The sequence below is a fragment of the Clostridium sp. AM34-11AC genome (assembly GCF_003435375.1).
In the GTDB taxonomy this organism is placed as follows: Bacteria; Bacillota; Clostridia; order Lachnospirales; family Lachnospiraceae; genus Pilosibacter; species Pilosibacter fragilis.
This window is the reverse complement of sequence record NZ_QWGL01000002.1, coordinates 72820-85231: the sequence shown is the minus strand read 5'-3', so window position 1 is coordinate 85231 and position 12412 is coordinate 72820. Positions and strand designations below refer to the sequence as shown.

General features: G+C 50.5%; 11 protein-coding genes. 6 read left to right on the top strand and 5 right to left on the bottom strand.

Features of this window, described 5'->3' with window-relative positions; all coding sequences use genetic code 11:
- Positions 1 to 33: 33 nt before the first annotated feature.
- The gene (gene gap / locus DW826_RS03520; RefSeq protein WP_117552041.1) at positions 34 to 1053 is read right to left on the bottom strand and encodes a type I glyceraldehyde-3-phosphate dehydrogenase; all 1020 of its coding nucleotides are present in this window, start codon (positions 1051 to 1053) and stop codon (positions 34 to 36) included.
- Between the two features lie 418 nt (positions 1054 to 1471).
- Here gap and DW826_RS03515 point away from each other — a divergent pair, with 418 nt between their 5' ends.
- The 6 genes from DW826_RS03515 (at position 1472) to DW826_RS03485 (ending at position 8973) form a co-directional block, all read left to right on the top strand.
- Positions 1472 to 3154 (top strand): ATP-binding protein, encoded by a 1683-nt coding sequence (locus DW826_RS03515; protein ID WP_117552040.1) that lies wholly within the window; start codon positions 1472 to 1474, stop codon positions 3152 to 3154.
- A complete protein-coding gene (locus DW826_RS03510; RefSeq protein WP_015554974.1) occupies positions 3142 to 3828 on the top strand; it encodes a response regulator in 687 nt (228 codons plus the stop codon). The genes DW826_RS03515 and DW826_RS03510 overlap by 13 nt, the downstream gene beginning before the upstream one ends.
- A gap of 236 nt (positions 3829 to 4064) precedes the next feature.
- On the top strand, positions 4065 to 5315 hold the full coding sequence (locus tag DW826_RS03505; protein ID WP_021905281.1) for a sodium/glutamate symporter: 1251 nt from the start codon (positions 4065 to 4067) through the stop codon (positions 5313 to 5315).
- Positions 5316 to 5729: 414 nt separating this feature from the next.
- Positions 5730 to 6980 carry a sodium/glutamate symporter gene (locus DW826_RS03500; RefSeq protein WP_117552039.1) on the top strand — a complete coding sequence of 417 codons (1251 nt, stop codon included), beginning with the start codon at positions 5730 to 5732 and terminating at the stop codon, positions 6978 to 6980.
- Positions 6981 to 7191: 211 nt separating this feature from the next.
- Positions 7192 to 8205, top strand: a complete 1014-nt coding sequence (locus DW826_RS03490) for a TAXI family TRAP transporter solute-binding subunit (RefSeq protein WP_117552037.1) — start codon at positions 7192 to 7194, stop codon at positions 8203 to 8205.
- 147 nt (positions 8206 to 8352) lie between these two features.
- Positions 8353 to 8973 carry a DUF1836 domain-containing protein gene (locus DW826_RS03485; protein WP_117485051.1) on the top strand — a complete coding sequence of 207 codons (621 nt, stop codon included), beginning with the start codon at positions 8353 to 8355 and terminating at the stop codon, positions 8971 to 8973.
- Positions 8974 to 9119: 146 nt separating this feature from the next.
- Here the strand turns inward: DW826_RS03485 and DW826_RS03480 are convergent, their stop codons facing one another.
- The 4 genes from DW826_RS03480 to DW826_RS03465 all read right to left on the bottom strand — a co-directional run bounded on the left by DW826_RS03480 (position 9120) and on the right by DW826_RS03465 (position 12398).
- Complete coding sequence (locus DW826_RS03480) at positions 9120 to 9440, bottom strand: YerC/YecD family TrpR-related protein (RefSeq protein ID WP_117485049.1); 321 nt, start codon at positions 9438 to 9440, stop codon at positions 9120 to 9122.
- Positions 9441 to 9634: 194 nt separating this feature from the next.
- Positions 9635 to 10468, bottom strand: a complete 834-nt coding sequence (locus DW826_RS03475; RefSeq protein ID WP_117552036.1) for a Cof-type HAD-IIB family hydrolase — start codon at positions 10466 to 10468, stop codon at positions 9635 to 9637.
- Between the two features lie 34 nt (positions 10469 to 10502).
- A complete protein-coding gene (gene ptsP, locus DW826_RS03470; RefSeq protein ID WP_117552075.1) occupies positions 10503 to 12125 on the bottom strand; it encodes a phosphoenolpyruvate--protein phosphotransferase in 1623 nt (540 codons plus the stop codon).
- Between the two features lie 15 nt (positions 12126 to 12140).
- Positions 12141 to 12398, bottom strand: a complete 258-nt coding sequence (locus tag DW826_RS03465; RefSeq protein WP_117552035.1) for an HPr family phosphocarrier protein — start codon at positions 12396 to 12398, stop codon at positions 12141 to 12143.
- Between the last annotated feature and the right edge of the window lie 14 nt (positions 12399 to 12412).

The window sequence follows — 12412 nt, the reverse complement described above, 5'->3', positions numbered from 1 at the left end:
GCTGAGTCTATTTTCTTCGATAACTGCGCGAAATTAAGCATTTAACAGTTTTCCGAAGTGCTTGATGGTACGAACCATCTGGCTTGTGTAGGAGTTCTCGTTGTCGTACCAGGATACAACCTGAACCTCAGATGTGTTCTCGTCGATCGGGAGAACCATTGTCTGTGTTGCATCGAAGAGAGAACCGTATCTCATACCAACGATATCGCTGGAAACGATCTCATCTGTGTTGTAGCCGAAGGACTCGTTGGAAGCTGCCTTCATTGCTGCGTTGATGGATTCCTTTGTCGGCTGGCCCTTAACAACAGCTGTTAAAATTGTTGTGGAACCTGTCGGTGTAGGAACACGCTGAGCAGAACCGATGAGCTTACCGTTTAATTCCGGAATTACAAGGCCGATTGCCTTTGCAGCACCTGTGCTGTTCGGAACGATGTTGATCGCTGCAGCACGGCTTCTTCTCTTATCGCCCTTTCTCTGCGGTCCGTCAAGTGTCATCTGGTCACCTGTGTAAGCGTGAATTGTGCACATGATACCGGACTGGATCGGGTAAGCATCGTTTAATGCCTTTGCCATCGGAGCAAGGCAGTTTGTTGTACAGGAAGCAGCGGAGATGATGTGGTCATCTTTGCTTAATGTCTCATGGTTTACATTGTAAACGATTGTCGGAAGATCATTTCCTGCCGGAGCGGAGATGATAACGTGCTTAGCACCAGCATCGATATGAGCCTGTGCTTTTGCTTTGGATGTGTAGAAACCTGTGCACTCAAGAACAACGTCTACACCGATCTCGCCCCACGGAAGCTCTGCTGCGTTTGCTTTCGCGTAGATCTTGATCTCTTTGCCATCAACAGTGATAGAATCCTCACCGTAGGATACTGTATCCGCAAGAGCGTATCTGCCCTGTGTGGAATCATATTTTAAAAGGTGTGCGAGCATCTCCGGAGAAGTTAAGTCGTTGATCGCAACGATCTCGAATCCCTCTGCGCCAAACATCTGTCTGAATGCAAGACGGCCAATACGGCCAAAACCATTAATCGCAACTTTAACTGCCATTTTTCTTTTCCTCCTAGAAAATGATGTGTGGTCGTTTCATAACCATTCAGCATGTCCGCACGTTTCACGGAACATAAAGGATACTCTGAAACGCCAAACAGTTATGATTGTTAAATATTAATCAACCTTGGTTTTATTGTACATAATTCTGCCAGAAATAGCAAGTCCTTTTTACAAACTTTTCCCAATATGAATCGAAGATTTTCTCCTTTTTTCGGCAAAAGCCGGGAATCCCTCTTTTTTTCGTCATCTTTCCTCTTGAAACTCCTTCTTTTTTTTTTTATACTAAGGCATAAATATGATGTTCTACGTACTCACGCGTCTACGCTCCGCTCCGGTCGGTGCTGGACATGTGCCATCGGCACATAGCACCCTCAAAATTTCAATACCCTGTATTCCACTATGGAGGACACGTTTCATGATGCAGAAATTTCGAAAACTATCCCTGGAGAGCCAGTTGTTTTTCAGCTTTATGGCAGTGTCCGTCTGCCTGCTGCTCCTCTCCTTAAGTATAACCCTTTTTTCGACGATTACACGTCAGCGTCAGGAGATCGATAAAAACATCAGCGCCCTCGCCGCCTATGTCGCCTCCATGGACAATGTTGTCTCCATGCTGGAAAACGGTTATCCGGACGGATCTGCCAATGAAGAGCTGGATTCCCTGTCTGAAAATTTTCCCGATCTCAATGTCATAGCCATTTATAACACGACCGGGCTGCGGTTCTACCACACAAACCGGAAGGAGACAGGAGAAACCTTCGTCGACGGTGAGGAGGAGGCGATCTTAAAGGGCAGCCAGCCCTATATCACCATCGGCTACGGTACAAACGGTTCCCAGCGGCGGGCTTTCCATTCGATCCGGAACAGCGACGGAGCGATCATCGGATTCGTTATAGCGTCGGTCTTCAACACTTATATCTCCGAGCAGATCCACGAGGTCTTTCCTACCTATTTATTGGCAGCGATGGTCATGCTGCTCGTCAGCATCCTTCTGTCTCACGGACTCGTCTCCCTTCTCCGGGATTCCCTGATGGGACATCATCCGACGGAGCTTCTCGACCTGTATCTGCGTCAGGATACCGTTCTGAATGCACTGGAGGAAGGTCTTGTCGCCACGGATTCCACCGGTTCCGTGGTCTACGCAAATCAGGCGGCAGAAAATCTCTTTCATGTCCTGCCTGAAAAACCGGAGGATCCGCCGTCTGTCTCCCCGGACGATGGGACTTCTGGTCAGGAACAGACTAAACCTCTTATGGAAGGACGCACTTTCAGGGATTTCTTCCCGGAATCCCAGGCAGACCGGGTCCTCGCGTCCGGCACACCGTCCTACCACCGTGCCTGCACCTGTGAGAACCGAAGACTTCTGGTCAGTGAGATTCCGGCAGACACCCAGACGGAGCATCCGGTGATCCTCACGATCATCAATGACCAGACGGAGATGGAGACGGTCATGGACGAGCTCACCGGAGCAAAGGCGATGCTTGACACACTGCGCGCCTTCAACCACGAATTTTTAAATAAGCTCCACGTGATCCTGGGCTACCTCCAGACCGGTCAGACGGAGGAGGCCATCAACTTCATTATCAACAGCAACCTTGTCTCCAGCCAGTCGATCCGCCAGACAGCGGACTGCCTGCGCGTGTCAAAGATTTGCGCCCTTGTGATCGGAAAAATGATGCATGCCGCGGAGCTCGGCATCCTGCTCACCGTCTCCCCGGACAGCCGCTGTCTGGAAAAGGATCTCCTTCTTCCGGTCGAAAACTATATCACGATCGTCGGAAATCTTCTCGAAAATGCCATTGAGGAACTTTCCGCCGGCAGTCCTGAGATCCGGGAGATCACACTCGGGATCTACTGTGACCCGGGCTGCAATATCATCACCTGTGAGGACACCGGGCGCGGGATCCGTCCGGATCTGATCGACAGGATCTATGAAAAGGGCGTCTCGTCCAAGGGCACAAACCGCGGGACCGGACTTTTCCTGATCAAACAGCTTGTAGACAGCGGGAACGGCGAGATCTCCATCGAGACAGAACCGGGAGAGGGCACCTGCTTTACCATCACATTTACGGAAAGGAAGCATACACCATGTACCATGTAATCATCATTGAGGACGATCCGATGGTCGCCTCCATCAATAAACAGTATGTCGAGGTCACTCCGGAATTCCGGGTGGACCGGATCTTTAAAAACGGGTCGGAGGCGCTCCCCTACCTGAAGACGAATCCCACTGACCTGATCATTCTCGATTACTATACTCCTGTCATGAACGGAGGTGAATTTCTCGATGCCCTCCACAATGCCGGTCTCACACCGTCCGTCATTATGGTCACCTCCGCGAACGATACGGATATCGTCCGCTCCCTGTTAAATCGCGGGATCACCGACTATCTCGTGAAACCCTTCGAATATACGCGTTTTAAGACAGCTCTTGACCGTTTTACCGAGACAAAAAAGTATCTGGAGCACAGCCACGGGGGACTCGGCCAGCACGATATCGACCGTCTCTTTTCCGTGAATGACCAGAGGGCAGACGCAAAGCCATCACTCGCAAAGGGATTAAACGAGACAACCCTCGCCATGATCCGGGAATATCTGCAGAACAACCGGAATGGCTTCTTTACCAGCGAGCAGATCGCCGAGCAGATCCACCTCTCCCGCATCACGATCCGCAGATACATGAACTATATGGTAGACACAGGCGAGATCATCAGCACGATCGATTACAAGACCGGCGGCCGCCCTTCGATCAAATATGGATTCGGGCAAAAATGATTTGCCCTCCGGCGGCAGTTACGATATTTACAAAACCTGTTACTTACTTACTTAAATTGACACCATGCACAAAATCTTTTATTCTTTTTATAAAGTTTTTACACATTTTCATCAATGTAAACGGGGTATAAACAGATGGAGCGCTTTTCTTTTCATCTGTGAGCTGTTTCCGGATTCCCGGGACAGGAAAAGAAGAGTGGAATGTGTAAGGCAAAAAAAGGATAGGAGGATATTTTATGGAAAATATCATCAGCTATTTCGGCACCTACACACCAGCTGCCGATGGCGCAATCGCAAATTTTAAATTTGAGTATTTATGTACTCTCGGCTTTGCAGCAATCGTAATCTTCCTCGGACGCGCAATCGTCGCACATTCCGCGGCATTAAGAAAATACGCGATTCCTGCTCCGGTTGTTTCCGGTATCATCTTTTCACTCCTGATTTCCGCGATCAAGATGACCGGCACAGTCAGTATCAGTTTTGACGCAAAGGTCATGAAAGACCTCTGTCAGAACCTCTTCTTCCTCTGCGTAGGCTTCGGCTTCAGCGCAAAGATGTTAAGACATGCAGGCGGAAAGCTCTGCGTCATGATTGCATTTGCAGCCTGCCTCCTGATCACCTGTCAGGATGTTCTCGGTGTTGCGATCGCTCACCTGATCAACTTAAATCCGCTCCTCGCTCTTCAGTGTTCTTCCTCAGCGATGTCCGGTGGTGTTGGTACCGCATCTGCCTTTGGTCCGATTTTCGAGGGCTGGGGTGCACAGGATGCTACAACGATCGGTGTTGCGGCAGGTACTCTTGGTAACGTTATGGGCTCCCTCATCGGTGGTCCGGTTGCGGCTTTCCTGATCGCAAAGCACGGTTTAAAGTCTGACCCGAACGATAAGCCGGAAGCAAAGGCAACCGGCAAGGCACCGGAGCTTGACAACACAAAGATGATCATGATGTTCGCAATGTGCTTACTTCTCGCAGCTCTCGGCATGCCGATTTACTGCTTACTCGACAATATCCCGATGATTGAGATGCCGAAATTCATCGGCTGCCTCTTCGCAGGTGCCATCGCAAGAAACGTCATGGAAGCTGCAAACATCAAGTTCTATGTTCCGGAGGTTGACGCTATTGAACACATGTTCTTAGAGCTCTACCTTGCCCTCGTACTTATGACCACCGACTTCACGAAGCTTGCCCCGGTTGCAGGCCAGATGGGTATCATCCTCGTAGCACAGGCGATCCTCATGGCTCTGTTCGGTATCTTCGTTTCCTTCAACCTCTTTGGCCGTGACTACGGCGCAGCCGTTATGACAGCCGGCAACATCGGTTGGGGCTGCGGTTCCGGTCCGAACGCAGTAGCGAACGAAAAGGCTGTTATGGATCAGTACGGATGGCATAACATCGCATGGGTTCTTTACCCGTCCTTCGCTGTTATCATCGATGATATCTATAACCCGATCTTCCTTTCCATCTTTGGTGGCTTATTCAAAGGCTGATCGCAAGTCGTATCCCATATACAGTTTTTGATCTTGAAACATACCCCTCTTATATCCGCCCGGAGAGATTCCCACTCTTCCGGGCGGATTTTTTGCGCAAAGATACCGGCTGCGCGGGACGCTCAAAGATGTCAAGTCCTTTCCCGCTAATTTTCCGTATAGCTTTATATTCTCTCTGTATCCGTTTTTGTAAGTTTTTTACTGTATTTTTATTACTTAAGTTACAATTATTGGTTAATACTTATTAAAATTGCATTTTATTTGAAAATATTTTATTCTTTTTTCATAAAGATTTTACCTTCCCAAACACCTCCGGCAGATTCCTCTGTGGGGAAATAAAACAGTTCCATTCACTGTTTTATTTTCGGGAGTCTATCGGAACACACCTACTAAAAAAGGATTGGAGGAACTCTTATGGAAAGTATCATCAGTTATTTCGGCACCTACAAACCGGCAGCCGACGGAGCAGTCGCCTCTTTCAAGTTTGAGTACCTGTGTACTCTCGGTTTCGCGGCCATCGTGATCTTCCTCGGCAGGGCCATCGTTGCCCGTTCTGAGGCGCTCAGAAAATACGCGATCCCGGCGCCTGTTATTTCCGGTCTGATCTTCTCGATCATCGTATCCTGCATCAAGGGTGCCGGAATCGTCGGAATCTCCTTCGACGCGACGATCATGAAGGATCTCTGCCAGAACTTATTCTTCCTCTGCGTAGGCTTCGGCTTCAGCGCGAAGATGTTAAAGCACGCAGGCGGAAAGCTCTGTATCCTCATCGCATTTGCAGCATGTCTTCTGATCACCTGTCAGGACCTCTTAGGATACGCACTGAGCCAGCTCATCGGAATGCACCCGCTCTTAGCTCTCCAGTGTTCTTCCGCAGCGATGTCCGGCGGTGTCGGCACCGCGTCTGCGTTCGGCCCGATCTTTGAGGAATGGGGCGCGCCGGATGCCACCGTTGTTGGTGTTGCGGCAGGTACCATGGGAAATATCATGGGCTCCCTGATCGGCGGTCCGGTTGCAGCCTTCCTGATCGCAAAGCACGGCTTAAAGTCTGATCCGAACGACAAACCGGAAGCACATGCAACCGGAAGAGTTCCGGAGCTTAACAACACGAAAATGATCATGATGTTCGCGATGTGTCTTCTTCTCGCAGCACTCGGAATGCCGATCTACTGCCTGCTCGATAACATCCCGATGATCGAGATGCCGAAATTCATCGGCTGCCTCTTCGCCGGTGCCATTGCGAGAAACGTCATGGAAGCAACCGGAATCAAGTTCTATGTACCGGAGGTTGACGCTATTGAACACATGTTCTTAGAGCTCTACCTTGCCCTCGTACTTATGACCACCGACTTCACGAAGCTTGCTCCCCTTGCAGGACAGATGGGCATCATCCTCGTAGCGCAGGGCATCTTCATGGCACTCTTCGGAATCTTTGTATCCTTCAACCTCTTCGGCCGCGATTACGGCGCAGCTGTCATGACAGCCGGAAACATCGGCTGGGGCTGCGGTTCCGGTTCCAACGCCGTCGCAAACGAGAAAGCGATCATGGACCAGTACGGCTGGCACACCATCGCATGGGTTTTATATCCGTCCTTTGCCGTTATCATCGACGATATCTACAACCCGATCTTCCTCTCCATCTTCGGAGGTCTGTTCCGGAGTTGACAGAGCCCTACAACGTTTATTGGTTTCTCATTTGTATAACCCTCTTTTCCGGTCGGAGATCCCCCCTCTCCGACCGGTTTTTGTTTGTTTTTCTAAAATACATTGTATCTGCCGCGGATTTTATGTTATACTCTAAAGATATAAAGTTACAAAAGCTGTCCGGAGCTTTTTCCGGTTTTACAGCCTGACACACAAGGAATGGGATATCTTCATGCATAAATTTTCACACATAATTTCTTTGTTCCTCGTCTGTACCGGTCTCGCGCTTGGCGGGTGCGGAAAGGCTTCCGCGCCCCCGCAGGACCAGACAGGGGCAGCATCAGATTCATTAAAAATCCTGACGATCGGAACTGCCGACAGCGGCGGGACCATGTACCCGGTCGGAAAAGCGATCTCCGGGGTCGTTGAGGATGCTGACTCCACCCTCAAACTGAACATCAGCGCTTCCACGGGCTCCGCCGGGAATGTCCGTTCCCTCGAACAGGGAAGCATCGATCTCGGACTCGTCAGCGGTGACGTGGCCTTTGCCGCGGTAAACGGAAGCGGGGAATTCAAGGACGCTCCGTTTAAAGGACTCAAGGTCATCGCAGCCCTCTATCCAAGCATCTCGAACTGGATGGCCCGGGATGATTCCGGTATTTTTTACGTGCATGATCTGAAGGGGAATAAACTTGGGGTCGGTCCTCATGATTCCACCACGGAGCTCGCCGCAAAGATCTCCCTGAGTGTTCTCGGTGTCACGGAACAGAATTCCACCCTTGTCAACTGCGGCCTCGGCTCGGGCGCTGAGGAGGTTAAAAACATGACCCTCGACGCGATCCACGGGTTTACCGGTGTGCCGATCTCCGGACTCGCAAATCTGGCGGACGCGGTTCCTTGCCATCTTTTAAAATACACGGATTCTGAGCTCCGCTCCATCATCCGCTCCAATCCATTCTATTATATGGAGGAGATCCCCGCCGGTACCTACAACGGTCAGGACGAGAATGTTGCGACCTTTGGGATCAAATGTCTCCTCTGCGTCAGCGAAAGCATGGACGACGATCTCGTCTATGAGATCACCTCGATCCTCTACGAGAACCGTGACCGCTTAAAGGATCTCCATCCCGCCCTCTCCTATGCCTCACAGACGGGATTCATGTACGAGGATCTTCCGATCGAGCTTCATCCGGGAGCTGAACGGTATTATGCGGAACAGGGACTGCTGCAGGAGCATAGCAGATAACTCTTTTCAGTATAAAAGTATAAACAGTCGAAAGCGCACCATCCGGGATATCGTCCCCGGATGATGCGCTTTTTGTTTAAAATCATCTTTGCCCCTTGTCATATAGTTTTTAATACTATATAATAGATGGATGAAAGGAGTTTCACCATGAGAACGAATGAAGAACGACTGAATGAGCTGCTTGCCCACCTGGACAGCCTCGACCACATTCATGTGGATGAGATCCCGCAGATCGACCTCTATATGGATCAGGTGACGACCTTTATGGAGAAGCACCTCGGTGAGTTAAAACGCTACCCGGAAGACAAGGTTCTGACAAAGACTATGATCAACAACTATGCGAAAAACAACCTGCTTCCATCCCCGGTACGGAAAAAATATACCCAGGAACATATCCTGCTTCTGGTATTTATCTATTATTTTAAAAATCTGCTGAGCTTCACGGATATCGAGACAGTTCTTTCCTATATTACAGAGAACCATTTCGGCACATCGGAATCCTCCCTGGCGGAGATCTACACAAAGGTCTTCTCCATGGAACATGATCAGATGGACCGGCTGAAGGAAGATGTGAAGGAGAAATTCGAGAAAGCGAAGGAGACCTTCCCCACTGCCGCGGAGGGATCGGAGGATCCTGAGAATGCAGAATCGCTGCAGCTCTTCGCATTTATCTGCGAGCTGGCTTTCGACGTGTTCTTAAAGAAGCAGATGATCGAGCGTCTGGCCGACGAACTGCGGGATGCGAATCCGCCGAAAAAAAAGAAATAATTGTATCGTTTCCAACATGTCGAAAGCAAGCTTTTGACGCTAAACAGCACTGAAATTACAAATTCAAAAAGACCTTCCTTCAGAAGCAATCCCCAATTTGCTTCTGTCAGAAGGTCTTTCTTGTTTTCATATCAAAATACTTTCTCTTATTTCTCCGCGCCGTCCTCATCATCGAGTTTCTCGAATCCAAGACGTTTGAATACCATATCGTATCCGTCGCTTCCATAATTTAAAGACCGGTTTACACGGCTGATCGTAGCGGTGGAAGCACCTGTGCTCTCCGCGATATCGAGATATGTCCGTTTCTCTCTCAGCATCTTCGCGACTTCATAGCGCTGGGACAGGGACAGGAGTTCATTTACCGTGCAGACATCCTCGAAAAATGCATAGCACTCTTCCGGCGTCTTCAATGTCAGAATCGCCTCAAAAAGGTGATCAACTGCATCTGTCTTGATTTTCTTATTCATGTTTACTATTACCCCTTCTGCTTCATATTTGCAGCAAACTCAGAACAATATTTTTGCTGCATCTTTATGGATCATTTCGTTCAACGCACTAATCACAGTTTAACACGTTAGATTCAAAAAGTCCAGTGTTTCTGCATAAAAAAGCAAAAAGAGTTATGGCTGCCATATCCTGTTGGAATATAAGCAGCCATTTTCTATGCCAACATAAATTTCTCCACAACCAGCCCGACACCATCATCATTGTTGGAGGCCGTGATATAGTCCGCCGCGTTCCGCACCGGAAGGACCGCGTTCTCCATTGCAACGCCAAGTCCCGCGTACCTGATCATCGTGAGATCATTGTAGCCGTCACCGCAGGCGATCATCTGCTCTCTCGTGAGCCCAAGGACCTCCAGCAGGCGCTCCAGGCTCTGGGCCTTATCAATTCCCTTCGGCAGTACCTCAAGAAAGAACGGATCTGAGCGGTAGACGCTGAAATTCTTTCCCATCGCCGCCTTTACCTTCGGTTCCACCATCGCAAGGTAATCTCCGTCCTCCATCATAAGAAACTTCGGGACTTCAAAGTTTACGTACTCCTTCATGTCCTCCGGTTTCCAGAGCTCCATCCCGTTGATCCGGCTCTCCAGCCTTCCGTACGGGGACTCCGGATTTGAGGAAATGATCCTGCTGCCCTCGTATGTGGCGATGTCCACCTGATGTTCCTCTGCAAGCCCGATGATCTTTTTGTTGGCAGAAACCGGCAGGGATCTCGCAAACACGGTCTCCCCGGTCTTACAGTTGATGATCCGTCCGCCGTTGAAGGAGAGAATATACCCGCTGTACTCGTCCAGGTGCAGCTCTTTCGCAAGCGGCATCACACCCTGGGTCGGGCGTCCCGACGCGAGAACCACCTTTTTTCCGCGCTCCTGCGCCTTCATAAGTGCCGCCTTCGTCCGCGGTGTGATCACCTTGTCCCGGTTTGTCAGCGTGCCGTCCAGGTCCAGGACGATGATCTCGTATGGACCTGCCATATTTTTTTCTGTCTGCATTTATAACTCCTCTATGCGCAGGATGCGCTCGATTTTACTTTGTAAGATCCGTCTGTCTGATCGTCTCTCTCACTTTTAACAGGAAGGACGGGGACACCGACAGTTCATCGATTCCCATCTTCAAAAAATCTTTCGTGAGATCCGTCTCCGCGCCAAGCTCGCCGCAGATTCCAACCATACAGCCATGCTTATGGCCGCTCTCCGCCACAAAGCGGATCAGCCGCAGCACCGCCGGATGTTTCGGATCGTAGAATTCATCCAGTTTCTCGTTTTGTCTGTCGATGGCTAACGTGTACTGGACAAGGTCATTGGTTCCGATACTGAAGAAATCCACCTCTTTTGCCAGATCCTCGCTGATGATCGCCGCCGCCGGGGTCTCGATCATGATGCCGATGGCCACATCGCCGAATGGAACGCCCTGTTCCTTTAGTTCATCACGGACAGATGCCGCGATCTCCTTCGCCTTCTGGACCTCCCAAAGGGATGCAATCATCGGGAACATGATGGAAATCTTTCCGAATGCGCTGGCGCGGTAGATTGCCCGAAGCTGGGTGCGGAAGATTTCCGGTCTTGTGAGGCAGATCCGGATCGCGCGGTAGCCCATCGCCGGGTTTTCTTCCTTCTTCAATTTAAAGTAGTCCGCCTGCTTATCGGCGCCGATGTCCATGGTGCGGATGATGACCTCTTTTCCTGCCATCATCTCCGCCACCTGACGGTATGCGGCAAACTGTTCTTCCTCCGTCGGGTATGTCTTCTTCTCAAGATATAAAAACTCACTCCGGAACAGGCCGATGCCCGCCGCGTTGCTCTTTAAGACCTCCGCAACATCGGAGACATCCCCGATGTTGGCGTAGAGCTTCACCTTCGTTCCGTCCAGGGTGACATCCTCTTTGTCCTTTAATTCCTGCAGCAGGCGCTCTTTTTCTTCCTCCGCCCGCTTCTTTTTCTCCATGGCAGCCAGCGTCTCCTCGTCCGGATCCACATAGAGCATTCCCGTCTCGCCGTCGATGACCGCCATCTTTCCGTCCCAGGCTTCCTTGACCTCCACGGACACAAGGGCCGGGATGTTCATGCTGCGGGCCAGGATCGCCGTGTGGGAGTTCGGGGAACCCTGCTCGGTGATAAATCCAAGCAGCATGTCCTTTTCCAACTGTACTGTCTCACTGGGGGCCAGGTCCTCCGCCATCAGGATCACTGGCTGGGTCAGGAAGCCCGACTCCACCGCGTCACCGGAGAGTATCTTTACAAGGCGGTTCGTGATATCCTTCACATCCGCCGCCCGTGCGCGGAAATATTCATCCGACATATCCGCGAAGAGACGATAAAAGTTGTCACCGGTCACCGCCGCCGCGTACTCCGCATTCGTCTTCTGGTTTCTTATAATGTTCAGCACAGAATCACGGTAGTCCGCGTCCTCCAGCATCATCATATGGACCTCAAACACCGCCGCCCCCGTCTCTCCTACCTGTTCGCAGGCTTTCTCATGGAGTGTCTTTAATTCGTCCTCCGCGCACGCCACAGCCATCTCGTACCGTTTTACCTCCGCCTCGGTATCCTCCACCGTCCGGCGCTTTACCTGGCTTTCCGTCTTCCTGTGGTAAAGGATCGGCCCGATCGCTACCTTATTTAAGATTGATTTTCCTTTAATGATTTCCATGCTCATATATCTGCCTCACAGTTTTGCCTCAAAAAACTTTCGCACTGCCTCTGCCGCCTCTTCTTCGTCCGCACCGCAGACCTCCACTGTGACCGTCTGACCGTGACGGATCCCGAGGGCCATCACCGCCATGAGCCTTTCGGCATCTGCCTGTTTTGTCTCTGTCTTTATCGTGATCTTCGACTGGAATTCCTTTGCAAGCTTCGCAAGCTCTCCCGCCGGTCTCGCATGAATTCCGATCTCGTCTGTAATTGTATACTGAAATGTCTCCATAATCAACCCACTTC

Coding starts and splice junctions, on each gene's coding strand:
- gap (WP_117552041.1), bottom strand. CDS start 1,053: ATGGCAGTTAAAGTTGCGATTAATGGTTTTGGCCGTATTGGCCGTCTT.
- DW826_RS03515 (WP_117552040.1), top strand. CDS start 1,472: ATGATGCAGAAATTTCGAAAACTATCCCTGGAGAGCCAGTTGTTTTTC.
- DW826_RS03510 (WP_015554974.1), top strand. CDS start 3,142: ATGTACCATGTAATCATCATTGAGGACGATCCGATGGTCGCCTCCATC.
- DW826_RS03505 (WP_021905281.1), top strand. CDS start 4,065: ATGGAAAATATCATCAGCTATTTCGGCACCTACACACCAGCTGCCGAT.
- DW826_RS03500 (WP_117552039.1), top strand. CDS start 5,730: ATGGAAAGTATCATCAGTTATTTCGGCACCTACAAACCGGCAGCCGAC.
- DW826_RS03490 (WP_117552037.1), top strand. CDS start 7,192: ATGCATAAATTTTCACACATAATTTCTTTGTTCCTCGTCTGTACCGGT.
- DW826_RS03485 (WP_117485051.1), top strand. CDS start 8,353: ATGAGAACGAATGAAGAACGACTGAATGAGCTGCTTGCCCACCTGGAC.
- DW826_RS03480 (WP_117485049.1), bottom strand. CDS start 9,440: ATGAATAAGAAAATCAAGACAGATGCAGTTGATCACCTTTTTGAGGCG.
- DW826_RS03475 (WP_117552036.1), bottom strand. CDS start 10,468: ATGCAGACAGAAAAAAATATGGCAGGTCCATACGAGATCATCGTCCTG.
- ptsP (WP_117552075.1), bottom strand. CDS start 12,125: ATGGAAATCATTAAAGGAAAATCAATCTTAAATAAGGTAGCGATCGGG.
- DW826_RS03465 (WP_117552035.1), bottom strand. CDS start 12,398: ATGGAGACATTTCAGTATACAATTACAGACGAGATCGGAATTCATGCG.